This is a genomic window from Methanohalophilus sp. DAL1 (assembly GCF_001683555.1).
Taxonomy (GTDB): Archaea; Halobacteriota; Methanosarcinia; order Methanosarcinales; family Methanosarcinaceae; genus Methanohalophilus; species Methanohalophilus euhalobius.
On sequence record NZ_MAFX01000049.1, the window covers coordinates 1 to 25,302 of the forward strand.

The 25,302-nt window shown below is 43.2% G+C and carries 29 protein-coding genes, 1 tRNA gene and 1 pseudogene; 10 read left to right on the top strand and 21 right to left on the bottom strand.

The genetic code is table 11. The annotated features are described in order from the left end of the window. The 3 genes and pseudogenes from A9957_RS08425 to ilvE form a co-directional block, all read right to left on the bottom strand. A pseudogene (locus A9957_RS08425) lies at window positions 1–216 on the bottom strand (molybdate ABC transporter substrate-binding protein); the annotation flags it as partial. A gap of 100 nt (window positions 217–316) precedes the next feature. Next, a complete protein-coding gene (gene glp, locus A9957_RS08430) occupies window positions 317–1,513 on the bottom strand; it encodes a gephyrin-like molybdotransferase Glp (RefSeq protein WP_292343891.1) in 1,197 nt (398 codons plus the stop codon). Between the two features lie 24 nt (window positions 1,514–1,537). Beyond that, entirely contained in the window at window positions 1,538–2,416 is an 879-nt protein-coding gene (ilvE, locus tag A9957_RS08435) for a branched-chain-amino-acid transaminase (protein ID WP_292343892.1), read from the bottom strand. Window positions 2,417–2,558: 142 nt separating this feature from the next. Here ilvE and A9957_RS08440 point away from each other — a divergent pair. The 3 genes from A9957_RS08440 (at window position 2,559) to A9957_RS08450 (ending at window position 3,407) form a co-directional block, all read left to right on the top strand. Continuing rightward, a tRNA-Arg gene (locus A9957_RS08440) sits at window positions 2,559–2,633 on the top strand. A 206-nt stretch (window positions 2,634–2,839) separates the two neighbouring features. Continuing rightward, complete coding sequence (locus tag A9957_RS08445) at window positions 2,840–2,983, top strand: hypothetical protein (protein ID WP_292343894.1); 144 nt, start codon at window positions 2,840–2,842, stop codon at window positions 2,981–2,983. 19 nt (window positions 2,984–3,002) lie between these two features. Next, window positions 3,003–3,407 carry a PaaI family thioesterase gene (locus A9957_RS08450; RefSeq protein ID WP_096712380.1) on the top strand — a complete coding sequence of 135 codons (405 nt, stop codon included), beginning with the start codon at window positions 3,003–3,005 and terminating at the stop codon, window positions 3,405–3,407. 2 nt (window positions 3,408–3,409) lie between these two features. Here the strand turns inward: A9957_RS08450 and A9957_RS08455 are convergent, their stop codons facing one another. The 3 genes from A9957_RS08455 to tnpB all read right to left on the bottom strand — a co-directional run bounded on the left by A9957_RS08455 (window position 3,410) and on the right by tnpB (window position 5,702). Continuing rightward, a complete protein-coding gene (locus A9957_RS08455) occupies window positions 3,410–4,051 on the bottom strand; it encodes an HAD family phosphatase (RefSeq protein WP_096712379.1) in 642 nt (213 codons plus the stop codon). A gap of 21 nt (window positions 4,052–4,072) precedes the next feature. Further along, on the bottom strand, window positions 4,073–4,462 hold the full coding sequence (locus A9957_RS08460) for a response regulator (protein WP_096712378.1): 390 nt from the start codon (window positions 4,460–4,462) through the stop codon (window positions 4,073–4,075). 127 nt (window positions 4,463–4,589) lie between these two features. Then, the gene (gene tnpB, locus A9957_RS08465; RefSeq protein WP_096712377.1) at window positions 4,590–5,702 is read right to left on the bottom strand and encodes an IS200/IS605 family element RNA-guided endonuclease TnpB; all 1,113 of its coding nucleotides are present in this window, start codon (window positions 5,700–5,702) and stop codon (window positions 4,590–4,592) included. Between the two features lie 229 nt (window positions 5,703–5,931). Between tnpB and gpmI the strand changes: the two genes are divergently transcribed. Next, window positions 5,932–7,476 (top strand): 2,3-bisphosphoglycerate-independent phosphoglycerate mutase, encoded by a 1,545-nt coding sequence (gene gpmI / locus A9957_RS08470; protein WP_292343896.1) that lies wholly within the window; start codon window positions 5,932–5,934, stop codon window positions 7,474–7,476. Here the strand turns inward: gpmI and fen are convergent. The 3 genes from fen to A9957_RS08485 all read right to left on the bottom strand — a co-directional run bounded on the left by fen (window position 7,464) and on the right by A9957_RS08485 (window position 9,241). Further along, window positions 7,464–8,483 (bottom strand): flap endonuclease-1, encoded by a 1,020-nt coding sequence (fen, locus tag A9957_RS08475; RefSeq protein ID WP_292343898.1) that lies wholly within the window; start codon window positions 8,481–8,483, stop codon window positions 7,464–7,466. The two genes, gpmI and fen, sit on opposite strands and share 13 nt — an antisense overlap. Continuing rightward, window positions 8,484–8,807 carry a hypothetical protein gene (locus tag A9957_RS08480; protein ID WP_096712374.1) on the bottom strand — a complete coding sequence of 108 codons (324 nt, stop codon included), beginning with the start codon at window positions 8,805–8,807 and terminating at the stop codon, window positions 8,484–8,486. A 110-nt stretch (window positions 8,808–8,917) separates the two neighbouring features. Continuing rightward, the gene (locus A9957_RS08485; protein ID WP_013038284.1) at window positions 8,918–9,241 is read right to left on the bottom strand and encodes a hypothetical protein; all 324 of its coding nucleotides are present in this window, start codon (window positions 9,239–9,241) and stop codon (window positions 8,918–8,920) included. Window positions 9,242–9,348: 107 nt separating this feature from the next. On the opposite strand from A9957_RS08485, the gene A9957_RS08490 reads away from it, so the two are divergent. Then, window positions 9,349–10,248 (top strand): presenilin family intramembrane aspartyl protease PSH, encoded by a 900-nt coding sequence (locus tag A9957_RS08490; RefSeq protein WP_105461086.1) that lies wholly within the window; start codon window positions 9,349–9,351, stop codon window positions 10,246–10,248. A gap of 2 nt (window positions 10,249–10,250) precedes the next feature. On the opposite strand, the gene A9957_RS08495 is transcribed toward A9957_RS08490, so the two are convergent. The 9 genes from A9957_RS08495 to A9957_RS08535 all read right to left on the bottom strand — a co-directional run bounded on the left by A9957_RS08495 (window position 10,251) and on the right by A9957_RS08535 (window position 18,634). Continuing rightward, window positions 10,251–10,703, bottom strand: coding sequence for a carboxymuconolactone decarboxylase family protein (locus tag A9957_RS08495; RefSeq protein WP_128754382.1), 453 nt, complete (start codon window positions 10,701–10,703; stop codon window positions 10,251–10,253). Window positions 10,704–10,718: 15 nt separating this feature from the next. After that, window positions 10,719–11,660: a methanogenesis marker 7 protein gene (locus A9957_RS08500; protein ID WP_128754383.1), complete on the bottom strand. Its 942-nt coding sequence runs from the start codon at window positions 11,658–11,660 to the stop codon at window positions 10,719–10,721. Further along, on the bottom strand, window positions 11,638–12,249 hold the full coding sequence (locus tag A9957_RS08505; RefSeq protein ID WP_105461082.1) for a methanogenesis marker 17 protein: 612 nt from the start codon (window positions 12,247–12,249) through the stop codon (window positions 11,638–11,640). Before A9957_RS08505 ends, A9957_RS08500 begins: the two co-directional genes overlap by 23 nt. A 6-nt stretch (window positions 12,250–12,255) precedes the next feature. After that, complete coding sequence (locus tag A9957_RS08510) at window positions 12,256–13,500, bottom strand: methanogenesis marker 15 protein (protein ID WP_096712369.1); 1,245 nt, start codon at window positions 13,498–13,500, stop codon at window positions 12,256–12,258. Beyond that, on the bottom strand, window positions 13,497–13,952 hold the full coding sequence (locus A9957_RS08515) for a methanogenesis marker 5 protein (RefSeq protein WP_096712368.1): 456 nt from the start codon (window positions 13,950–13,952) through the stop codon (window positions 13,497–13,499). The genes A9957_RS08510 and A9957_RS08515 overlap by 4 nt, the downstream gene beginning before the upstream one ends. Window positions 13,953–13,961: 9 nt before the next feature. After that, window positions 13,962–14,396: a methanogenesis marker 6 protein gene (locus tag A9957_RS08520; protein WP_096712367.1), complete on the bottom strand. Its 435-nt coding sequence runs from the start codon at window positions 14,394–14,396 to the stop codon at window positions 13,962–13,964. Next, window positions 14,393–15,955 carry a methanogenesis marker 3 protein gene (locus A9957_RS08525; RefSeq protein ID WP_292343900.1) on the bottom strand — a complete coding sequence of 521 codons (1,563 nt, stop codon included), beginning with the start codon at window positions 15,953–15,955 and terminating at the stop codon, window positions 14,393–14,395. The genes A9957_RS08520 and A9957_RS08525 overlap by 4 nt, the downstream gene beginning before the upstream one ends. A gap of 30 nt (window positions 15,956–15,985) precedes the next feature. Beyond that, window positions 15,986–17,599, bottom strand: a complete 1,614-nt coding sequence (gene atwA / locus A9957_RS08530) for a methyl coenzyme M reductase system, component A2 (RefSeq protein ID WP_096712365.1) — start codon at window positions 17,597–17,599, stop codon at window positions 15,986–15,988. Window positions 17,600–17,824: 225 nt separating this feature from the next. After that, window positions 17,825–18,634, bottom strand: a complete 810-nt coding sequence (locus tag A9957_RS08535) for an HAD family hydrolase (protein WP_292343901.1) — start codon at window positions 18,632–18,634, stop codon at window positions 17,825–17,827. 293 nt (window positions 18,635–18,927) lie between these two features. Between A9957_RS08535 and A9957_RS08540 the strand changes: the two genes are divergently transcribed. The 3 genes from A9957_RS08540 (at window position 18,928) to A9957_RS08550 (ending at window position 21,855) form a co-directional block, all read left to right on the top strand. Beyond that, a complete protein-coding gene (locus A9957_RS08540) occupies window positions 18,928–19,899 on the top strand; it encodes a hypothetical protein (RefSeq protein WP_096712363.1) in 972 nt (323 codons plus the stop codon). 152 nt (window positions 19,900–20,051) lie between these two features. Beyond that, the gene (locus A9957_RS08545) at window positions 20,052–20,456 is read left to right on the top strand and encodes a hypothetical protein (RefSeq protein ID WP_128754388.1); all 405 of its coding nucleotides are present in this window, start codon (window positions 20,052–20,054) and stop codon (window positions 20,454–20,456) included. Beyond that, on the top strand, window positions 20,413–21,855 hold the full coding sequence (locus tag A9957_RS08550) for a hydantoinase/oxoprolinase family protein (RefSeq protein WP_292343902.1): 1,443 nt from the start codon (window positions 20,413–20,415) through the stop codon (window positions 21,853–21,855). The genes A9957_RS08545 and A9957_RS08550 overlap by 44 nt, the downstream gene beginning before the upstream one ends. Before the next feature lie 218 nt (window positions 21,856–22,073). Here the strand turns inward: A9957_RS08550 and A9957_RS08555 are convergent, their stop codons facing one another. Then, window positions 22,074–22,241: a hypothetical protein gene (locus A9957_RS08555; protein ID WP_164909033.1), complete on the bottom strand. Its 168-nt coding sequence runs from the start codon at window positions 22,239–22,241 to the stop codon at window positions 22,074–22,076. 138 nt (window positions 22,242–22,379) lie between these two features. On the opposite strand from A9957_RS08555, the gene A9957_RS08560 reads away from it, so the two are divergent. After that, on the top strand, window positions 22,380–23,525 hold the full coding sequence (locus A9957_RS08560; protein ID WP_096712361.1) for a class II fructose-bisphosphate aldolase: 1,146 nt from the start codon (window positions 22,380–22,382) through the stop codon (window positions 23,523–23,525). Window positions 23,526–23,531: 6 nt separating this feature from the next. On the opposite strand, the gene A9957_RS08565 is transcribed toward A9957_RS08560, so the two are convergent. Both A9957_RS08565 and A9957_RS08570 read right to left on the bottom strand, forming a co-directional pair. Next, window positions 23,532–23,897, bottom strand: coding sequence for a DsrE/DsrF/DrsH-like family protein (locus A9957_RS08565; RefSeq protein WP_096712360.1), 366 nt, complete (start codon window positions 23,895–23,897; stop codon window positions 23,532–23,534). A gap of 69 nt (window positions 23,898–23,966) precedes the next feature. Continuing rightward, on the bottom strand, window positions 23,967–24,218 hold the full coding sequence (locus A9957_RS08570; RefSeq protein ID WP_096712359.1) for a DUF167 domain-containing protein: 252 nt from the start codon (window positions 24,216–24,218) through the stop codon (window positions 23,967–23,969). 279 nt (window positions 24,219–24,497) lie between these two features. Between A9957_RS08570 and A9957_RS08575 the strand changes: the two genes are divergently transcribed. Next, window positions 24,498–25,235: an NAD(P)-binding domain-containing protein gene (locus A9957_RS08575; protein WP_292343904.1), complete on the top strand. Its 738-nt coding sequence runs from the start codon at window positions 24,498–24,500 to the stop codon at window positions 25,233–25,235. Window positions 25,236–25,302 lie beyond the last annotated feature (67 nt).

Sequence of the window (25,302 nt, forward strand, 5' to 3'; positions counted from 1 at the left end):
AAGATTGAGATTAACATCAATATCAGGATTATCAGCTTCGAACTGTTTTACTATCTCACCGTAACTTTCCGTCAAACTGGCAGCAGCAGATACCGTGATTTCATCACTGTCAGCCTCCTGTACGGATGATGCAGTGGAATTGGCTAAATATGCACCTATCACGGCTAAAACTGCTATTGTTGCTACCAAAAGTATTACCTGATTATTTCTTTTCATTCAACCACCTTATGCTCCAAACGATATGTTTGGGCAAACATAACGGTGCATTGATACACATGCAATAAATAAGTTTCTTTAAGAGACAATGAAGCCAGGATCAATTCTCAAAGAAAGTGACTTCTACCTCATTCCCGGCTTTCACAAAGGTGATTTGCGGTTCGATTACAATGAAACCATCGGCCTTTGCCAGTGTTGTTATTGAAGCAGAGGTTTTATCCACCGAATAGGCACAACCATCAATTACTTCCACACAGTGGTATTCCAGCCTGTTATCAGAATACACGTCATCCATAAGGGTTGCTTTCATCCGTTGTCTTTCAGGAGCAGAAATCCCCAGCCCCTTTCTTACAAGCAAGGACACGATCTCATTGAATACCATCAGGGATGCTGTGGGATTACCGGGCAATCCAATCACGGGAATATTCCTGACTGATGCTATAATTACCGGTTTGCCGGGTTTGAACTTTAAACCATGCATCCGGATTTGCCCTTCTTCTTCCATTAATCGGTACATGAAATCATCCGAACCCGCCGATGTGCTGCCGGTTGTCAATACGACATCACATTCAGAAACTGCCTCTAAAAGGAGAGAACGGGCTTTCTCAGATTCATCCCTTACTATACCATAGGCTACAGGAGTTGCCGACAAACGTCTGATTGCGGTTGACAGTGTATAGGAATTGGCATCATATATTCTGCCTGGCCCGAGGGGATTGCCAGGCTCGGTCAATTCATTCCCGGTAGATATAATGCCCACTATCAGATTTTTCACAATTGTATTATTGATGCCCAGCGCTGCAAGAATACCAATCTTTGCAGGAGACAACATTTGTCCTGCTTCAAGAACAGTCTCTCCCTTGGAAATATCAGTGCCTGCATCAAGGATGTGTTGACCTTGCCGCACCTTACTGTGGATACACACTTTCCCTTCTGCAAGGGTGGTATCTTCCACCATAACAACAGAATCACTTTCCTGTGGAATCGGTGCCCCGGTGGAAATTTCCACAGCTTCACCTTTTCCAAGGGACAGGATATCCCCCCTGCCCGCAGGTACATAATCTTTCAGCAACAGACATGCACCCGGCGCTGGTACATCTTTGGCACGGATAGCATAACCATCCTTGAGTGCCTTGGCAAAGGGTGGAATATTGATGTCAGATACTATATTTTCTGCAAGTATGCGACCATCGGCACGTTCAAGTGAAACATGTTCCTCTCCGCAATCGACGGACAGAGAGGCCAGAATTTGTCTGGCTTCATCCAGCGATGTTAGGTGATTGAGTATTTTGCGCATCTTAATTTATGCAACCTTCAATAGTTATTCATATATCGCAGTACCGGTAGTACCTGTGATCTCCTCAAAAGCCTTTACCATTTCCCCGGTAATGGGCCCGGGTTTTCCATCTCCGATGAGCCTTCCGTCAACCTTTGTAATGGGGGCGGCTTCTGCAGCAGTACCGGTTACAAAAACTTCATCTGCTGTGAATAAATCAAAGAACCCTACATTTACCTCAAGTACCTCATAACCCCTTTCCACAAGTAACTCAATAGCTGTTGCACGGGTAATACCCTTCAGATTGGAAATTGTTGGAGGAGTATAGACTTTGCCATTCTTTATGATAAATATATTATCCCCGGAACCTTCGCAGATATAGCCGTTGCTGTCCAGGAATATCGCTTCGTCACCCCCCTTGGCATTGGCTTCGATCTTTGCCAGAATATTATTCAGGTAGTTCAGAGACTTGATATTAGGAGAGAGGGCATCGGGAGCATTGCGCCGGGTTGCTACCATAACTGCTTTCAAACCAACTTCATAGAGATCTCCGTACATTGCCCCCCATTCCTGAGTAATGATGAATATATTGGGAGTTTTGCATTTGCGGGGATCAAGACCAAGATCCCCTACACCACGGGATACGATGGGTCTTATGTATGCATCACTGAGATTATTTTTTCTAAGGGTTTCCAGAATTGCCTGACTCATCTCTTCCCTGCTGATGGGAATATCCATTGCAATGGCCTTTGCAGAATCAAATAAACGATCTATGTGCTCTTTTAACTTGAATACCCTGCCATTGTATGCCCGAATTCCTTCAAAGACACCGTCACCATAGAGGAAACCATGGTCATAGACAGAAGTGGTTGCTTCGGATTTGGGGACATAATCACCGTTGTAATAAACCAGAACTTCACTCATTTTCAGCCCTCTTAATATGACTTATCAGTATTAAGGTGGACAAATGTAATCATAATATATATGAATATTTGCAAACTCATATCCAACAGTTGACAAAAGGCTTTTATGCACCAAATCCTATTTCATGTCGCTTCACTATCCTGGGCCCGTGGCTTAGCCAGGATATAGCACCGGGCTTCTAACCCGGTGGTCGTGGGTTCAAATCCCACCGGGTCCGCATCAACTTTTTTTACTGTTATCGGTTGAGTTATCAATTCCTCTGATTATAGTCGATATTGCTGATAACAGCAAGAATGAAACTATTGTAATCTTCATGTTTTAATTCAAGGAGAAGAATAACATGATCCTACTGAAAAATGGTACAAAAACCAGATTGAAAAGATCGATGACGCTGAACTCAAGGGAGTTGAGCTGAATACTGTGATGGATAGAAATGTCTGCTGCGGTAAAAAGGCTACAAAAAAGAAGCGTCTGGGTTACATACATATACCTGCTGATATGGAATTGACTAATGTCAGGGAATACAACATCGAAGAGGGAACACTGAAAATCTGGATCCAGTTATAATTTAAAGGGAGTGTGAAATATGAAAGATGCAGAAGAATTGCTAAAAAAAGACCAGTTTGCCCGCTATATCGGAATCGAATTGATGGAAGTTTCAAAGGGATACGCAAAAGCTTCCATGAAAATAGAAGACAAGCACAAAAACGGTGTCGGTACAGTACAGGGAGGTGCCATATTCACCCTTGCAGACTTCACATTTGCCGCAGCAGCAAACTCCCATGGCCGAGTGGCTGTTGCCATCAATGCCAACATAAGCTATCCAAAGGCGGCAATTGAGGGAATCCTTAAAGCAGAAGCTTTCGAAACATCCCTGAATCCCAAAATTGCAACCTATACAGTAACGGTCACAGATGAAAGGGGAGACACTGTTGCCCGTTTCGAAGGGCTTGCATACCGGAAAAGAAACCTAATTGAAGATATTATCTGAACTTATTCCAGGGATAAAAGGTACTGTGCCAAATCTTCGTGATTTTCAAATACCCTATCTGCTTTCTCCAGTTTATCCGGGGAGACATAAGTAGGGACAGCCACACAATACATCCCTGCCCTTTTAGCCGCTTCTACACCTTTTGTTGCATTCTCCACCACAACACAATCCTTGGGATCCACTTCAAGCATACGCGCAGCTTTTAAGAATGGCTCCGGATCGGGTTTACCCTTGCTGACATCCTCCCCATTGATGACCGCATCAAAGATGCCCGGAAAAAAATCATCCACTATATGCCTGACAATTGACCTGTCGGCACCCGTAACCATGGATATCAGAAAATGACCCTTTAGCTGTGGCAGAATCGCACGTATTTGGTCAAAGGGCCTGAAACTGGCCGTGCGTTTAAATTCCTCCTGATATTGTGCAAGAAGGCCTTCAATATCCATAGATTGAGGATCGATGTTTTTGTGTTTTAATATGTAAGTTACAATGTCAACTGTTCTGGAACCTTCCATGTCATAGATGGTTTGCTCATCAAGATGTATTCCCACAGCACCGAATACCCGGTTAATTGTTTTAACATGGTGGGGCATTGAGTCTATGAGAATGCCATCCATATCGAAAATCAAAGCTTTCACCATGTATTAAAATACTCCGTTATATCAGGAATCAGCAGATAGGTCATTTTTGTGCAGAGCAATCTCAATATTGGTATGGATATCCTCTACTTTGAAAGGTTTGGATATATAGCCGGCAGGGTGTGTTAATTTAGCCCTTTCAAGGGTATCTTCATCAGTATAAGCAGTTAGGTATATTACAGGAATGTCAAAATTTTTCCTGATATAATCTCCTGCTACAATCCCGTCGTCTTCTCCTTTCAGCAAAATATCCATCAAAACCAGATCCGGATAAAAAAGATCGGCTTTGCGTATAGCATCCTCTGCAGAAGATGCCGTACAGGGAATGGAATAGCCTAAAGATTCAAGTTTGCTTTTAATTCCCATAGCAACTATATTTTCATCCTCAACTATCATTATTTGTGCATTTTTCATAAAGGACCTTCATGAATTTACAGCTTATATAGTGAACTGCCACCCTATGAATAGGGTGGCTTCCTGCTTCATTCTTTGAACTTATGTTCACAAGTCCACAGGCTCTCCCCGTAGTTCCTACGGTGCTTCAAATACCTATCAAATTCTGTTTATTTAAGGCAAACTTCTTAATGTTAATTGCAGCATTGACATCTCTGTCATGGGATGCACCACAATCAGGACATTGCCATTTACGGTCTGCAAGTGTAATGTTTTTGTTATGATACCCACATACATTACAGATTTTCGTACTTGGCTCGAACTGTCCAATGCGTAGTATGGTTTTACCATACCATTCTGCTTTATATTCCAATTTAGTTACAAAAGAACTCCATGATACATCACTAATGGATTGTGCAAGACAATGATTTTTCAACATTCCAGATACGTTTAATGTTTCCAGTGCAATAGCTTGGTTTTCGCTAATTAATCTGGAAGTTAATTTATGCTGGAAATCATTTCTCTGATTTGCTATTTTCTCATGAAGTTTTGCTATCTGCTGTTTTGCTTTACCTCTATTTTTTGAACCTTTTTGTTTTCGTGAGAGACGCTTTTGTAATACCTTCAGTCTTTTTATTGAGTTATTAAGATGCCTGTGGTTATCTATTTTTTCACCATTAGACATGATGGCAAAATCTTTGATTCCAACATCAATACCAACCGTACTATTTTCATCAAAATCCTGTTTATCAGGTAATTTTTTATTGTCATCTACAAGAATGCTGATGAAATATTTGCCAGACGGTATCTTTGATACTGTTGCAGTTTTATATTTTCCCTCAAAATATCTATGTAACTTTGTTTTCACCCATCCAATTTTAGGTAATTTCACTTTATTCTTCTCAAAATCCACTTTATAATGTTGTGGAATTGAAAAGGATTGCACTGGATTTTTCTTTGATTTAAATTTGGGAAAACCTTTTTTCTCACGGAAAAACCTGGTAAAAGCATTATCCAGATTTAGGGTAGCACCACGCAAAGATTGTGAATTGACTTCTTTCAACCATTCCATATCTTTATACAATGTTGGAATTGTTTTATTCAATGTGAATCTGGAAATTGCTTTTCCGTCTTGTTCATAAGTTTTAATTTTCTGTTCTAACGCCCAATTATAGATTACCCTCACACAACCAAAATGCTTACTGAACATTTCTTCTTGCTGTTTTGCAGGATACATTCTATATTTGTAGGCTTTCAACATGCATATCCACGTGTGCCTTTGACACTATTTATACTTTGTGCCAAAACCACAAAAAGACGCATTCATCTCCTATCTCTCAGAAGGAGTCTTCTGCTTATTCAGGTAATTCATCCACCGTTTGAAAACGGTGGTCTTCTTACTCTATCATGATAAAGCTTGATGGTTCATATATTGCCATTAAATCATACATTCCTGACCCCTTATATAGCATAAAAGCTTGAGTGAAAGCATGACACTGGACCAAAAACCTCTCTTGTTAATGATACTGGATGGATGGGGATACTCACCCACATTAAAAGGAAATGCTGTAGCACAGGCCAACACCCCTGTCCTTGACAGACTAGAAAGAGAAAACCCCACCTGCCTTTTGCAGGCTGCAGGCGAATCTGTGGGCCTTCCACAGGGACAGATGGGAAACTCCGAAGTGGGCCATCTCAACATCGGTGCAGGCAGAATTGTCTATCAGGACCTGACCCGGATAAATCTGGCAATCAAAAATGGAGAGATCTTCAAAAACCCGGTCCTGCTTGATGCCTTCAGGAATGTCCAGGAAAAAAATTCAAAACTGCATATCATGGGCCTGTTTTCCCGTGGAGGGGTCCACAGCCACATAGAACACATGCGTGCCCTGATAGAGCTGGCTAAAAGGGAAGGCTTAAGTGAAGTATTCATCCATACTTTCCTGGATGGCAGGGATGTAGCCCCCAGAGCCGCCCTTGAGGATATGAAAGAGCATGAAGTATTCTGCAGGGAAAATGGTATCGCAAAGACTGCCAGTGTATCCGGCAGATACTATGCAATGGATCGTGACAAACGGTGGGAGCGTACCCGACTTGCCTATGATGCCCTGACACAGGGTGTAGGAATAACTGCTCAAGATCCTGTGGAAGCGGTACAGCTTGCCTACGACAGGGGGGAAAATGACGAATTTGTCAAACCCACTGTTATACAGGAGAAGGGCAAACCTGTAGCCACGATTGAGGATAACGATTCTGTGATCATGTTCAATTTCCGCCCGGACAGGGCAAGGCAGCTTACCTATGCATTTGTGGAAGATGGATTCGAAGGCTTCGAGAGGATAAAGCATCCACAGGTGCACTATGTCTGCATGACGCAGTATGATGAAAAATTGGACGTACCTGTTGCCTATCCCCCCAAAGAGATAAAAAATACACTGGGCGAAGTGTTGAGCAGGGAAAATATGTCCCAGTTGCGTATCGCTGAAACTGAAAAGTATGCTCATGTCACCTTTTTCTTCAATGGTGGAGTGGAAAAGAAATTCAAAGGAGAAGAAAGATGTCTCATCCCCTCACCCGGGGTTGCAACCTATGATCTTAAACCTGAAATGAGTGCCTATGAAGTTGCTGAAGAACTCACCGAAAAGATCGAATCAGCAAACTATGATGTGATCATACTCAATTTTGCCAACATGGACATGGTGGGGCATACCGGTTTCTTTGAACCGACGGTCAAAGCCGTAGAGGCTGTGGATGAATGTGTGGGAAAAGTAATAACTAAAATACAACAAAAAGGCGGTGAAGCATTGATAACCGCCGACCACGGAAATGCGGAACAAATGGAAGAAGCCCATGGAGACCAGCCCCATACCGCCCACACAAGCAATCCGGTTAAATGCATATTTATCTCAGAAAGACAAAATATTGAAATGAGAAACGGAATCCTTGCCGATGTTGCATCGACTGTCCTGCAAATGCTTGCAATAAAACAACCCGAAGAAATGACAGGTAAATCCCTGATTGTTCAAAACCATTGATCCAGGGTTTGCTGACTTCGCTGTTTGCCGGCTTTTTCAAGCCGATCTACAGCTTTGAGAACTCGCTCCTCAGAGAAATCGTGCTGTTTGCAAAGGAAATCCACTATTTTTTCCTTTTGTGGAGGTTTCCATTTCAGTTCATAAGCATCAGTTACAGGCGGATTCAGGAAAAAATCGATCTTTGCATCAAGCTCATCAATGGCTTCACCCCTGTGCTCCAGAACCTTATGAATACTGCCATGTTGTTTTATTAATTTAAGGGCGGTTTTGGGGCCAACTTTCTTCAGCCCTTTATTGTAATCAGTACCCACACACAGGGCAATACCGATCAGTTGCTGACGGTCTATATCCAGTAACTTGATGTTTTGCATAAGATCAATAGATTCGGGTTCTACATCAATGTAAACATTCTTGCCCGGCAATTTGCGTTTACCCGTAATTGTAAGATTGCGCACTACCCGCAGAGCACCGAAAAGCAGAGAATCGTAGTCCTGGGAGGCACTATAATCTGCATCACCTTTGTTCACCATATAGGCTGCCTGCGCTTCCCCTTCAGAAGGAGCCTGTACACAGGGAATTCCCATGAAATCCAGAAGTTGCATCGAATCCTCCACTATACGGGTATCTACCTTTGAAGAAGCCTGTGCATATTTGTAGGCTTCCTCTGACAGGCCTTTTTCTTTTGCTTCATCCCATTTTGTACGGGCCTCTTCCCTGGACTTGTTACGCTGGCTAATTGTATCTGCCTTGAAATCAGGAGGTTTGCCATCAAAAACAAAAACAGGTTTTATACCGGCTTCAAAAAGGTTTGTCATCCTGTACAGGATACCGGAAAGATGGGATGTGATATTGCCCCTGGAATCCTTCAGGGGGGTACCGTCACGTTGCCTGATGATACTCAAAAACTGGTAAAGGGTATTATATCCATCAATCGCCACAGTCCTGTGAGCAAGATCATCCAATCCAACCTGTCTTTTTTCCAGTATGTCACCTATATCTACACCCATTCAGTGTCCTCTTACATTGGTTTGATGAAGTTGAATATCCGTATCGAGGCGTATATCAAGCACTGAGTCATAATCGGCTTTCATCCGCCCTACCTTCAGTACATTACCTGCCCTTTCAAGGAGAGTTGTTCTGGAAACCTGTAACTGATGACCATCCTTCTTGTCACCTTTATGGACTACCAGCACATCATTTCCTTCAACAGCAGTTTTACCTGTCCTGGAGAGCATATTCCTGATTACCTGCTCAAATTCCGAATATATCAGAATTTCTGAATTTTTCCCGGATTTTTTTATGACACCAATTGGTTTAAGATTAATTTGCATTGAGCCCACCCACCATTATGAAACTTGTTGATAATTGCCCATACAAACCATCACATTAATATTGTTTTCGGCATATGTCGATGATTAAAAATAATGAAGAATAGAAAAGATTAACGATAATTTCTTCTGTTAAAGGTTTCCATGGCATCATCCACCACATTGGTGACAGTATCTATTTTTTTACCCATGTTATCTTCAACACTCTGAATATTAATCCGAAGAGAGCGTTCTCTTAGATCGAGCTGCTCCTCAATCTTACGCATCCGCATATCCAGGGAAAGGAGCATCGCTGCAAGAGCTCCTACCATTACAATGGCAGCAAGAACGATCAATGAGTTAGCCGGACTGTATTTGAACCTGCCCAGCCATACATATGTCAACACAAAAGCTGATACAACCATAACGATAGAAAAAACAATGTCCCTTGTTTCCATGGTAAGACCTCTATTTTACTTAATCCATGTTACTACTTAAGTATTACATAAACTTAATTAATGGATATTGCATTAGGTTCTGTATCATACAAACAGGATGAGAAAATTTGAGCAAGAATGAAAACGGAATCAAGGAATACTTCCCGATGATTGTAATGGCCGGCTTTATACTGGTCATCCAGATCATTGCACTTACCCTTGCACAACCAATGAACGATCTGGGTATGCAGGCAGTAGATAACCCCCAATCCGCAACCAATTCCATATACTACATAATTGCAATTCTCATATTCACCCTGTTTTTACTTTTCGCCATCAAGAAAGAAATACAATGGGTAATCCAGATGATTATCCTTGTTGCTGTTGCTTCTACCATGTATTACGGATTCTATCCCCTCTTCCACCTTACAGGATTGGGAGGAGAAGGTCCGGTAATCGGAGGGCTGTTAATGGCAACTGTTTTCACCATCCTGCTTTACTTCCATCCTGAATGGTACATAATAGATTTTGTAGGAATCATTGTGGGAGCAGCGGCAAGTTCAATATTTGGAATATCATTTGGCATTTTGCCTGCAATTGTGCTGCTGGGTCTGCTTGCAGCCTACGATGCAATCTCGGTGTATAAGACAAAACATATGATTGCTCTTGCAGAAGGCGTGATGGACCTGAAACTGCCAATCCTGTTTGTTATACCCAAAAAAAGAAATTACTCATTTATTGAGGACACCCCCTCAACAGAAGGGGAAAAAGAAGCCTTCTACATGGGATTGGGTGATGCTATAATGCCAACAATAATAGTCGTTTCTGCAAATGTATTCCTTCCCCATGAAGGCTTCATAGGAGTTCCCGCCATTGGAGCAATGATCGGCACCCTTATCGGATTTTTTGCCCTGACAATCCTGGTCATGAAGGGGAAACCCCAGGCAGGCCTACCATTTTTAAATAGCGGGGCAATTCTGGGTTATGTGGCTGGTGCCTTAATAGCCGGGATGCCCCTTCTGGGATAAAATTACCTGTCCGAACCTGTGATGTTGCATGAATCGCAGTCACTGTCACAGGAAGGAGAGTTACCATTTCCCTCGTCATCAAGGGCCCGTGTGCCTTCTGCAAGCACCGAGGCATTGGATAGAGCGCCGCCTATAAGAATAGCATCAAATATCTGCTCCCTTGTCAAACCAAGCCTGCGGGCAACCCTGATATGCATCTTGAGACAATGGTCACATCTCAGTGCAGAAGCAACACCCACACAGATAAGTTCGATTGTCTCTGGATCAAGTCTTTCAAACTCCCGCATTATAGAATTATCATACATTACTTTAGGGATTAACAGCTCCGGCATATCTTTCATGAAATTGAGTATATAGGGTACTTCCCCATATCGTTCCTCAACTGTTGAAAGCACATCGGAAACCGCTTCATCTTCATCCTTTTCAAGAATTTGCCTGATATTTTCCAGATCCATTACACACCCTCTTTATCATATAGTAAATCCGGTCTCTGAGCGACGACGTATCTTTATGAGAATGTAATCCTTCATTTTTGAAGGCATGATATTTGCCACATCAGAGAGAGAAACATCCTCATCCAGATCCAGCTGTTTCAGCTTTTCGTGGAATTGATCAAAGGGAAGTTTTACCCTCATGCCATCCAGTTGAAGGGTTATGGGGGCAGGAGTTAACACATCATTAATTTCAGGCACCTGCTCTTTAATCTCCTTCATAACTCGTGCAGGCAATACCGCAAGAGGATCCCTGGATATTTCCTCACGCAGTTTATCCACAACTTCCCCGACAGTTTTATTCAATACATCAAGGCTGTCAATTTCACCTTCATTACGCAGCCTGTGAGATACACGTCCGATGCCTCCAACATAGACATCGGCTCCTTCTACATCGTCAGTACTGAGATCCGGCCCTCCTGTAGCCACGATAGGAACATCAACACCCGAGAAAAGTTTGGGTTTCTTATTCATTATACAGTCACTGAAATTACCAAAACTGTAAACGGCAATATCATGTTCGTTGATCAGCTTTCTTTCATAATCCTGAGAAAGAGCCACTCTTCGGCCCATACCACGTGCAAGTCCCAGCATATTGGTATTAGCACCATCCCTGCGCAGATGTTCGGCAACATCACATGCAGAATGAGGAAGATGATGGTAGGCAAGGGTTGGGGACACTACAGCGATTTCGGTACCTGTTAAGGGAGCTCGCGTGAGTTTGCCCAGTATATTCTTTGCAAGTTCTTCCATCAGGGGGACATCTTTACGGGGAATCAACATCACAAGATTAATTTCCGTGGCAGCCGGCGTACTCTGTACAAGATAGCCGCCCAGGTCTTCCAGGAGTTCAATAATAAGGCCGTGTTTGTGCACACCGCCTTCATAGACATAGGGTTCAAGCACTGCTGCCACTGGCATCATCTCCTTTTAGTTCTTTCAGCATCGCGTGGGCTTCATCAATCCATTCTTTTTGCATCGTATCTTCGGATGCCACAAATATGAAATCATTACCGTTCAAGGAATGATAACGTACCCTGAAACCTTCAGGAGCAACCCTGATAGCCATATCCGCCAGATTGGACTTGAGTGTGCGCCGCGGGTCATCCACAACAAGATTTTCGAGAGAGCCTATCTCCTCCTCCGGATTATCCACAAACAGGGAAATAGTCCACCTGTCCGGTTGCTCAAGGCTGTCACGTCCATAGCGATCCCAGAGAATCTGCAACAGGCGTGGAAGATGTTTTTCTACAGAGATAGTAATCAAAATTTCTCCTTCATGGTCCCCTTTTTGTATTTCAGCAAAATCTTTCAATATTACCTGTGGAAGAACACCACGCACAACTGCCACCAGCTGGAAAAGGGAATCTTCGGGCCTTATTGCTACTTTGATTTTTGCGATTCTGCCTGCCATGCCCAGATCGGAGATTATATCTGATACAATCTTTCGATAAGGTGGGGCTTCCTCTTCAACTGTGGTTTCAACCACAAACTTTTCAAGGGTTGCCAATTCAAATCACTCCTTATCCACAAAACCGGAAACAAGCAATGCAGCACCCACTGCACCGATGTCTTGGGCATGTGGAGGAACAACGACATCGATCTTGAGCAGTTCTTTCAGAGCTTTGGGTACACCTGCGATCAGGGATGAACCACCCACTAGGATAAGAGGTTCTTTAACTTCAATTTCCTGAAGCTGCTGTTCAAATATTTGTTCCACAACACTGTGGCAGGCAGCAGCAGCCACATCTTCGGGCGTAGCTCCCTTGGCAAGGGAATTAACCAGAGACTGGATTCCGAAAACAATACAGTAACTGTTCATTTCTACATTTTTCTGCATTCCCTTGATTGCAAGATCCCCTAGTTCCGTGATATCCACACCCAGTCTCTTGGAAGTCATTTCGAGGAATCTGCCCGAAGCACCGGCACAAACACCTCCCATGGTGAACATGCCGGGAATACCATCCTGTACAGAAATGGCCTTATTATCCATTCCACCAATATCAATTACAGTGGCATCGCCCTGCTGTGCCTTTGCAAGGTAAACTGCGCCCTTGGAATTTACCGTGATTTCTTCCTGCATAAGGTCGGCATTGAAGTGATCGCCTATAAGGAAACGTCCGTAGCCTGTTGTACCAATTGCCTGCAGGTCCTCCCTCTTCACACCAGCCTGGTCCAGTGCCTGCCGAAGGGCTTTTTCAGCACTTTCAAGCACTTTGATGGTGGGCACCCAGCCTTCACCGATTATCTCATCATCCCTCATAACCACAGCTTTGGTAGTAGTTGAACCAGAATCAATACCTGCAGTCAATCCTTCCTGATTCTCCCTTGCAAGTAAATGTTTGCTCTTTGCAATGGTTGTCAGGGCTTCCATACGTGTCAGCAGGGTAGCTGCAGTTGTTCGCTCGGTAAAGGAATAACTAATAACCGGCAGACCTGAATCTTCAAATATATAACGACGCACTTCATTACGAACAATCGCAGCTTCAGCGCATCGGAAACAGGTAGCAACAAATACACCGTCCACCTTCGCCACGCCTTCTACTACGGCTTTTGCCCTGGCCATCATGAGACGCAGATCAGGACTTGCAACTTCCAGTCCGAATTCCTGCCCTATGGTATCCAGAGATGACACATCCATCTCCGGATAGACAAGTTCAGCATTCAAGGAAGATGCTGCCGATTCCAGTTCCTTCTGGACCCCTGCATATTCAGAACCGCATGAAACCAGTGCTATCTTTACTTTATCAGAATTACTCATTCTTCATCCTCCTCGTTAGGCAGGGAATTCAGGAATTCAGCAATCTGGTATACAAAATCTTTACCTTCTTCTTCGGTGCGAGGATATTTGACTTCAAGACGGGGGATGTCCTTTTGGCGTGCAAGGAACTTAGTAAGTTCATTGGTACGTGCACAGCCCATGCAACCAAAAGCAGATGCCGAATCCAGCACTATGATCGCAGCTTCGGCTTCATCAATCAGGGGACCCACTATGGACATGCGGCCCCTCACACCGGCAGGAACTTCCACTGCAGCATATTTCAAACCAAGTTTGGGATCTTCGGGAGTAATATTTATCGGCGGAGAATCTATTCCTACTGTAGTGATTTTTTCCCGGATCTTCTCCATCATTGCAAGGGGTTTATGGCCAAACCTTTCAACAAGATCAGAAAGGATAAGGCTGTTTGTGGGATAGATGAAAATTTTTGCCAATGTGTCACCTCATAATTCGGATTCAATAATATCTTTAAGTTTGGATGGTGAAATTTTGTCAGGAGATTCTTCCTTTTCAGACGGATTATATGTTTCATACTCATCAAGAGCTCTGCTGATGATAGGCAATGATGCGACTTCGGTTCTCAGGTAATGAAACCCCGGTCTTGGCCCTCCGCCTCTGGAAGCCCTGCAGCGACGTTCATCACCTGGTGGGAAACCCCTCTGTTTCACAAAAACATGATTCGGATCAAGCGCCCTTACTTCGGCTACTACCTTTTCCACGGAATCACGCGGACCTGTTACCATTGTGCCGAAACAGGTTTCCTTAATGGTAATATCTACATCGGACTCATAAATTTTCATCGCAGCATCAGAAGGAAGCACACTTTCTGAGTCTATCACCACGATCTTTGTAATCTCATCAACATCCTCCCCGCTCATTCAATCTCCTCCTTGTTACTTTCCAGAACGTACATGGTATCCTTTTCGGTTAATGCCTTGAATTTCTCGGGCTCAAGGATTTTTCCTATTATATTGGTACTTGAAAATTTCTCTCCGGTGGGACCAAACAGATCGTCATCCTCTGTTTTAACTCCCACAATACCCATTCTTTTAGCGGCCTGGTTAGTAATCCCAATCTCAAAAGCTTTGGTTTTGTCCACAAGCACGTTTTCCGGCAATATTTCCTTATATTTTTCAGCGGACTTTGCGGCTTTAAACAGGTATGTATCTTCATATATCATCATCACAGGCAGTGTACCTATAGGCCTGAAGGTAAGACCTACTGCGTGCCTGAAGAAATCCACGCTTTTAGGAGCGAGTTCATCATACAGTTCAACACGAATAACAAGGGAATCCGGTGCCCCGGTTGCAATTACTTTTTTTGCCAGCAGGATATCGATAGTACTGGAGGGGTTTAATTTCACAATATTAGCATCGTCTTCTTTATACCCTTCACGTACCAGTTCAACTCCCAGTCCTTCAAGATGTTTTTCAGCTTCTTTAAAGCCCATGCCAAGTATATTGATGGGAGCAGGGTCCGTCTTTACAAATATAGAGTGACCCTTGCCTGCCATATGGATCAGTTCAATACCTTGTTGTATATGGCCAATTACAGAATGTACAACACTGGCAGTTCTTTCATCACGGGAGATGAACACTTTACCGGTACCATAACCTGCAGTTCGTACCCATACCGCACCATCCTTTCGTGCTTCAAAGTTTTCAAATGAGCAGATCTCACCTTTTAAACTAGTGTCACTTATAAAAGAACTGGATTCATAATCAACTTCGAAAAACCCATCCTTGATTAATCCAAAGAAAAATTCAGCTCCTTCAGGGGATTCAAGAGCAAGTTCTACCATTATAAAGGTAAAGAGACCATCACCGTCCTCCAGGATTGTGTTAGTATCATCTGTGACCAGGTGTTTTGCAGATTCCTGCCATTCTATTACGGGTTCAATTTCAAGAATGCGATCTGAACGCTCAAAACTGGTCAGAAGTTTCTTACCGCCCACGACCTTGGCAAAAGGACCATCTTCAGGTGCACCGTAGTCTGCAGAATGCTCTGCAAGGGAAAAAAGAAGATGGAAATTAGAAGGATTATATCCCCCAGCTGAAAATGCTACATCATATTTATCCAGCTTTGTGAGATTTCTTTCCGGTTTCAGAGATTCCGAAAATGGGCCAAAGGCTGTGGCATCCTTGCTACCCCAGCGCAGGGAAATTCCTTCATATTGCCTGAAATCTTCCATCCACCTGCGGGCAGAAGCGGAAAGATGATCAATTATTTCAAGGCGTAATTCTCCTTTTGTGGTCTTGACCCGATACTCCCTTACACTTTCAGAGCGGACACTTTCCGACTTTTTGAGAATGCCCACGGATGCACCTATTTTGTATGGTGCCTCTGCTGTGTCGATGGCTGATTGTACTGTAGCACCATCCGGGAGAGATAACTTCTCGCCGTTAACAAGCACTTGAATCGTCCCTAATTCCTCCAATCACTACATAGAGAGCGCTTAATAATAAAGTTACTGTTGAGGAACTTCCTCAAGTTCCTTTTCAGTAAGCTGGGATAGAACCGCTTCTGGTTCTCCTATATCAACTATCTTTGAATCCCTCATTAGTGCTACACGGTCACAGATATCATTAAGGAAATCCATATCATGTGACACGATCACAAATGTATTGCCCATCTCTTCCCTTGCCTTTAGGATGGATTTGGTTACCTCGGTCCTTGTGATCGGATCCATTGTGCCGGTTGGTTCATCCATTAAAATGATATTTGGCTCTTTCATTAAAATCTGGGCCAGAGCAACCCTGTGCCTCTCTCCTTCACTAATCTCATCGCCCATCTTAGGGAGGATGGATTTGGCTTTGTTTTCAGTAAAACCGGTTGTCACAAGGGTATTGATAGCCTTCCTGGTAGCAAGTTCATAGGGAAGATCAACCCCGATTGATTCAGTCAGATTATCAATGATTGTCCTGTGTGTGTACAGACCATATTCCTGATGCAGGATACCCATGTAGCGAACCGCACGACCCCTGTTGTCAGCTCCGGGTTCCCTCATATTCACCCACTCATCACCAACGCGAACATGCACAGCCCCGCTTGTTGGTTGTACATTGCCCATGAGCATTTCAGAAGTCGTGGTCTTCCCTGCGCCACTGGTACCTGCAAGCCCGAATATCTCTCCTTCCTTCACATTAAAGCTCACACCGCCTACGGCATAGACCACACCTCTTGAAACGGAGATGTATTTTTTAACGAGGTTCTCCACCCTGATGATGTCCTCGCCTACATTGGCTTTTTTCCATTCTCCAATATCAGTAACCATTTTCATAAAGTCGCGGGAGACATCACAGGCATCACCTTCACATACAATTTCCCCTTCCTCGAGGAGAATTGCCCTATCGGCCAGGTCTTCAATGACATCCGACCAGTGAGAAGTGATTACCATTGTCATGTTGTGGGATGAAACAGTATCCTCTATAACATCATGTACAACTTTTGCTGTCCTGGGGTCTAGGGTTCCTGTAGGTTCGTCGGCAAGCAGCAGCATGGGATCTCTCACAAGCTGGCGCGCAAGAACTACCCTCTGTTTCTCCCCACCACTTAAATCACGGGCCACGTGCATCATCCTGTGAGAAAGACGGACTTCTTCCAGCAGTTCTACGGCACGTTCCATCGCATCGGGGCCACTATAACCAATTTCTGTCAGGGAATTTACTACATTGGCAATTACCCTGTCATCACCATAAAGGGCAAAGGTCCTCTGGAGCATAATCGCAACTCTACGGGATACTGCCCTGCGTTCATTATTATGAATACCAAGTTTTGCAAAATCCGCTTCGAAGGCTCCAAATTTACCGTTCTCGCAATGCGAACAGGCCTTCCCCACCATACTGGGCGGTTCTATATAACCACATTTTTCACAGCGTGCAACGTGATAGATTATTGAACCTGTGATTTCATTTAATTCCTCTGCACCACGAAGCGCATGCATCAATACAGTTTTACCGGAACCGCTTTTCCCCAGGATTCCGACAACTTCACCTTCATTTATGTTGAGATTGATATTTTTTAAGACCGCTGCACCATTATAAGAAATGGTAAGGTCTTTGATCTCGATGAATAATGACATTTGAGTCCCTCCAACATGGATATTATCAGACCTGTTTTGAGATTATACAGTCGTATATGTACTTAACTTTTTGCACGGTATGCACAAAACCATAAACCTGTGAGCAGGCCCAACATAACCAAAAATTTAAATCTGGTATTTTATATCTGGATTGCATTGAACACTACATAAACGTAACGCATAATTATATCGCTGTTAACTTCTGAAAAACTGCTTCCGGTAGCGTTAAGATGAAATTGCCTCATCTGCAAATCTGACAACCTCGGAAATATTGCCCACCACTACATCAGCAGATTCCTGCAATCTTGAAGGGCGGGAGTCACCCTGCTGAACTGTAAGAATTCCTATATCAGCGGACCTTAATGCCAGCATATCATTCATCCCGTCGCCCACCATAATGACTTTATCGTATTGTTTTTTGAGATCCTTAACTATCCTTTCCTTGTCAAAAGTAGAAGCGATATCAAAAACCCCGTCAATAGGAACACCTATGCAGCGGGAGAGCCTGCTCAGGTTTTTCATGCTATCTCCTGAGGCAATATAAAGACCCGCTCCCCTCTGATGAAGAGCTTGCAAAGTATCCTTGCTTTCAGGATAAAGGCGCCCTCCGGTACTAACCACATAGGTTACTGACTGCTCAACAACATCTACTATAAACCCACACGCCAGGTAAAATATATTGGGACAACGAGTCTTTACCCTGCAAAATACTTCCTGGACATCCCCGAGCACCAAATCGCTTTGCTGGACGATTTTTGAGATTTCCGAAGGGGATACCTCTCCATTGGAACAACTCACATCCAGCTCTACGTGTTCTTTTTCCATGAAATCCGAAATTAACCGGCGGGGTTGGGCCTTCAGTATCATTTCCACATCTGCATGGAGCACTACAAGGGCCCGTCCCCTGCGCCCGGCCACCAGCATCGTGCTTTCTATATCTTCCAGCATCATCCCGTTGGACATATCCCTGGCAACACGATACATATGCAACAATGTTCCCGCACTGTCAAAGACCACTGCCAGTTTGTTTTCCATACCGGATAAAGCGAGAGAAGCCGATTAATATTTTTCGTCCGATTGCCTAATAGTTGTGTGACTTATAGGATTAAAGAGACTGGATTAATCTAAATGATTAATATAAATGCATGTGATGAAATTATACCTGCACAAACAATAAGTATCATGCAGATATTATATATTTACAATGTGGAGTTCCAATGAATGTTAACCAACCAGAACCCCACATCGGCCCAGAGGCAGAGCTAGTTTGCTCTTTACATTATATAAACATAGCTTTGCCTCTGGAGTAAAATCAAAGAGGTAAATCGATGAAAACAAGTGTTAAATTTGGCATAGGTGCAATGCTTGCAGCAATATTGCTGTTAAACTTGGTTTTTGTACCAGCTGTGTGTGCAGATTCAAGCACATCTGACAAAGTACAGATGCCAAAAGAACTAAAACAATGGATAATGGAAACCCAAAAGGATGAAGAAACTAAACTTTGGATGAAAGAACAGACTGAACAATGGATGCAGAACCATACTTTGAATGTCACTTCAACCAAGACATACACGTACAAAGACGGATTGATTGAAATCAAAGAGACCTACACCGGCAGAGAACTGAAAAAGAATCTAGGAATCAATAAGTTCGAAAAGATGGAAAAACTTAAAGTTCCTGAAAATGCCGAAAAAGCGCTGTCATTAAATGGTGAAACTTTTGCTCTTACCGAAGGGAACCAAAGAATCACTGTAACTGAAAAAACAGTGGTAATGACTACGGAAACTGACCCATTTGAATGGTGGGACATAGGGTATGAATACCCGCAATACACGTGGTCTGAATACTACGGTGTATATACCAGAGCTGATCCGATTAATCTGGCATGGGAAGGAACCAATATGAACACAATAAAGGGAAAAATATTGGATGAAGGTTGGGTTAGCGTAGCTTATCCATATGAGCATAACCAGTATGTATCTGATCCGCAATATGATTGGGTTTTAGACGAAGGTGTGGCAGACGATAAAACAGGTTTGCTTACTGAGCGCTATCATGTTAGATTATTTGATCTTTCCACTCAAGATATTGTTGGAAATGCACATCGTGACAGCCTGCCACTCCATGAAGTGATTGAATTTGAAACTGCTGAAGACCTGGTTGCTGGTTTCTTTGATAATGATGTTTCTAACTGGTGGGTACTTTATGATTATGAGGAACTCGACAATGAAGAAGGAACTCCAAATCAGGAACCATTCTGTGACGGAGAAGCGACCTGTATATTTAAGGTCGGAAGTTAAAACTGTAAAGGCTGCGCTATAAATAGAAGGTGATTTGATCACCTTCTTATTTTTGAGGAAATTATATGGATTTACAGAAATATACAAAATATATTCAGAATACTACATTAATATATTCAATAATTTTATCAGTATTGATAGTCATATTTTTTATGAACATCGATGCATTCGAGCACGCACTTGAAGAAACAACAGGCAATAAAATAGCACTTGGTGAAATGGTTTTTCTTTTGCCTGTTATACCGATTATTTATGGATGGGTCACAAAAGAGAAGGTGGGAGGGATTGTAGTAGGAGTGGTACCAATAACCAGCCTTATGATTTACGGGCATCTTTCAGGAATAAGTACTCACCCTCAAACTTACAGTTTGAGTTATATCCTTAAAGTGATCGCTTATATCGGGGCTCTGGATGTATTGGGAGGAGGCGCCGGCTTCCTGGCTTCAGAAAGGAAGACAGGGTATCTTCTCGTTGCAATCGGTTTAAGTATCGTGTGGGTACTGGTAATTTTCAGTGGTATGTGCACACGAGCTTTCTCAGGACCTGGGTGCCTTTGAGAGAGCAACGACTGCTTTTTTCAATGCTCAGCTGTTGCCCATTACAGAAAGATTCATGTCCACTGTGGAAAAGGATGTAACTTCCAGGGGAATCAGTCCAAAGATATTCATGCTCAAATGCGATGGCTCTGTTATAGGTATCAAAAGTGCACTGGAAAAGCCGATTGAATCTATTTTCTCGGGACCAGCAGGAAGCCTTGTAGGAGCTTCCTTTTTGACAGGAAATGATTCATGCGCAGTTATTGATGTGGGAGGTACAAGTACCGATATATCGGTTATAAAAGACGGCGTACCTGAAATGAGTGAGATGGGGGCGGTTGTAGGTGGATGGAAGACCCGTGTCAAAGCTATTAAGATGGAAACGTCTGCAATGGGTGGTGACAGTCACATATGGGTAAAGGACGGTAAATTGAATGTCGGACCCCGGCGTGTAATTCCCCTTTGCAGAGCAGCCGACCTCTATCCTGATTTCCTGGAACTTCTCAAGATCAATCCCATGCCAACCAAAACTTTGATAGGCATGAATTTCCAGCCCACGACCTTTTTTACACGTACTGAATATGAAGCCATGGGCCTTAATGATCTGGAGCAGGAATTGCTTGATTCCATCTCTAGTAGTCCTACTTCTCTGCGGGAGTTACGCAGTCGTATGGGCCGGTATCCCTCAACCCGGATTCTGGACAGCCTTATTCAGAAAAGGCTTGTACAGTGTATTGGTTTCACTTCCACGGATGCTCTGCATGTACTTGGCGATTATACTGCCTGCAATGTGGAGGCAGCTGAGGTAGGTGCTGAATATCTGGGTTCCCTGTGTAAGAGAACCGGGGAGGAATTTGCCAAATATGTCAAGGAAACCTTTGCCAAGAATATGGCCTCAGACCTGATTTCCTTTTTCCTGGAAGGCATTCCAGGAGAAGAGATTCGTAAAATATTCGATATAGATTGTCCTACAAAGTTTAAGGTTGATATCCCGGTTGTTCTTATTGGTGGGCCTGTGGTTGCTTATAAGGATATACTTGGAAGTATTATTGATGCCGAGATCATTGTACCAGAATATTCAGATGTCGGTAATGCCACAGGTGCCCTTGCAGCCAAAGGTGTAAGGAGGGTTGATTTCCTTATAAGACCTGCTTCCATGGCAGCTCCTGATTGGGAATACTATGTATTTTCCGAAAAAGGGCGACAGAGTTTCTATGAGTATAAAGATGCTATAAAATACGCCAGGGAAACAGGACAATCCATGGTCATGCAATACATGGAAGACGCCGGATTGGACCCGGATCATGTGGAAATTGATGTCAAGAAGGATGAGATTGTGCCGGAAGGTTGGGATTTCCCAATGGAAACCAAAATCAGGATTATGGGAGTTGGTACCCGCCTGATAGATGAAGAGGCCTGAAAAAGCCTCTTTTTTCCTTCAGAAGGTTGATATACTATTGGACACCACCCTTTTGTCGGGGGTATATCTATGCATTTTTGCAAAGATAAAAATAAGAAATTGAACAGGGAATGTTTTTTGGTCGCAATTCTTGTTTTGATCGTTATCTTCCTTTTGGGATTTGTAATATATAAACTGGTGATCCAGCCTATGCTCGCTGGTTTCTGAGAGGTTAACTCTCACTTGTTCATTTTTTCTCTTTCCAGGTTCAAGATCCTGCGGATTACCAGTTTTTTCTTTCCCAGACCCGCATCAGGTTTTTCCGGATAGTTCTCCTTTACATATTCATAGAGTTCGGCAGACGTCATTTTTTCAAGTTTGTCCTTGAGTTTAAGCAATTCTTCCATCTTTCTCCTCCTGTCGTTTTTTGTGAGAAATTCTAGTTTTTCTATTTATTCCTTATGCTGTTTGTATTCCCGGACAGAAATCATTATGAATTGCAAGGTACATGTAGGTATCATAAAACAGAATGAGGTTTAAAAGATATGAGTGAATCCAAATATGAACCGTTGCCAAGTTCCTATTTATTTAACAGTTTGCTGGATAAAGATACCATAATACTCGCTGCAAATCCACGTATCTCTCTTGTTATGCGTGGGATTATGAAGGCAGCCAAAGATGCAGATGCTCCCCTGATAGTAGAACTCGCCCGTTCTGAATCCGATCTGGACGGTGGTTATTCAGGTATGACCCCGGCTGAATTTTCAAAAAGATGCAAAAAAACCGCCAATGAAGTTGGTCTGGATGTATGGTCTCTGCATGCAGATCATATTGGAATCAAAAAAGGTACTCCTGAGGATATTGAATCCACAAGGCAACTTGTAAGTGGGCAGATTGATGCAGGATATACCTCTTTTGCAATCGATGCTTCCCATCTTTTCAATTTCCAGGGTGGCAATCTCCGGGAAGAACTCTCCCGAAATATTGATGCAACTACAGAGATCGCCCATCACATCCAGGATAAAATGGATGGTCGTAAGTACGGGCTTGAAGTTGAGGTTGGTGAAATAGGCCGAGAGGATGAAAACGGCAGGGTACTTACCAAACCTGAAGAAGCAGTAACCTTCATCAAAGCGCTTAATGAAAACGGTGTATATCCACATGTGATCGCAATCGCAAACGGTAGTGCCCATGGGAACACCTATGACACAAATGGAAATCTTATCCAGCAGGTTTCAGTTGATATAGAGCAGACCATTGCGGTTGCTGATGCCCTGAAAGAGAATGGCTTTAGTGTCAGGATTGCCCAGCACGGGATTACCGGTACTCCCAGGGAACTCATTTACGAGCATTTCCCTCACGGGGATATACTGAAGGGCAATGTTGCCACATTTTTCCAGAATATTGTATGGGAAGTGTTCAGGATATATGAACCTGAGCTTTTCAGTGACATCCGGAAATGGACTATTGAGAATTTCCGCAGTAAAGCTCCCGAAAAGGGTGATAATGAGATATTCGGCAAATTCAGCAAATATGCAGTAAAGCAGTTCTTTGACCGCATAGATGCTGTTGATGAGAACACAAGGCGTGTCATTGATGCAAAGGTCTATGCTGAGACCCTCATGTTCCTCGGGGCCTTCAAGGCTGTAGGTACTGCCCAGCAGGTCAGGGATTATATCAAATCCCTGTAATCTTTTTTAAAGCGTAATAATAAGTTGTTGTTTCTGGCTAAATTCCAGAATGGTATCAGCAATAGCTTCAGGTTCGACCATCTCGATGCCCGGTATCATTTCTTCATATTTGAGCCCTACAAGTGAAGAACCAAGTTTGCAACACATAAAGTTCACACCCAGATTCATACATTCATCGATTTTCTGGTCGTATTCCAGTGCTCCTGCTTTATTCTTCTTGGCAAGCATTACTCCCATGGGACCAAAGAGGACTATATTTACATTCAGGCCCTGTTCACTGTAGTGCTTTGCAAATCTAAGGGTCTCCAGTGGACCGGTACTTTCGTAAATCATGCTTTTTAGCAGGATCAGGACATTTGTAACTTTGTGCATATTATTTTCTCACAGGTATTGCTCCAGAACATCTTCTGCTGCTTTTGGGCCCACATTTTCAAGATATACCTACTTTTTGGTAGTTTTTGCACCGGATACAATGGTTATGGAGGAGCTTTTTATTTTAAATATATGACTGAGCTCTTGTATAAGCTGGTCGTTGGCTCTTCCCTTTTGTGCGGGTTCGGTTAATTTGCCCTCGACCCTTTTGCGCCAGATATTATAACCAGAAGGAACTACCAGTTTGCTGGAGCCGGGATTTATTTCAAAATCAATTATACAACCATTCCCCTTTGTATGTATGGCATCCCGGATAGGCATATTATTCCATCAACTATATTTTGTGGAGAGCGATGCTGTAACCCGACGCACTAACTCCAGGATATCATCCTATGGAATATCCGCTGTCCATCCCGGTTACCCTCGTGACAGGCGTAATGTCACACCGTCTCCTTTTTGTAGCGTACTGAGGTTGTCTGTACACTCATCGAATGGCTTGTGCCATATTCTTGTGCAAGGACCTTACAATACGCAAATAGGAGTACCGGGATTCTCCGTTATATATCTGACGTCTGACAACCAATAGGTATAAACGTTATTATGAGAGATGAAAGGTTCATGAAAATAGCGATACTGGGCGGCACGGGACATATCGGCAAAGGATTTGCTCTGCGATGGAGCCAGAAGCACGATATCATCATTGGCTCAAGAAATGCAGAAAGAGCGTCTTCAGCTGCAAAAGAGTACAGGCGTATGCTGGAAGGTCTTGGAAAGAAAGGCTCCTTTGAAGGTTTAGATAATAAAACAGCTGCGCAAATGGCCGATGTCGTATTGCTTGCAATAAAGTATCGTCATGTTTCATCAGTTATTGAAACTATTACTCCCGTGCTTCATGACCAGATTGTGGTTTCTGTGGTTGTTCCTATGGAAAAGGACAGCTGCTGTATCGTTCCAGATGCAAAACATATGGAAGTCGATGTACGGGATTCTGCATACAATGCGGAATATTTCTGCTATACACAACCTGCCGGTGGCAGTGCCGCCGAGGAAATTGCACAACTCCTCCCCCAAGACATTCGACTGGTATCGGGTTTTCACAATGTTCCTGCCAAACATCTTGAAGATCTCTCTCTTGCGCTGGATTATGATATTGCTGTCTGTGGGAATGATATGGCTTCAAAAGAAGTTATCTGCAAACTCACAGATGATATACCAAATTTGAGACCATTGGATGCAGGCCCTCTTGAGGCTTCTTCCATGATCGAATCCCTTACTCCTCTGCTGATAAACATAGCAGCCAGGAACAATATGGATGATGTGGGAGTAAAGTTCATTTAAAGCTGGCAGCATGCAAAGCTGCTCTCTTATATATTTTTTTAAAAAAGGAAGTAAAATAAGGGTATTT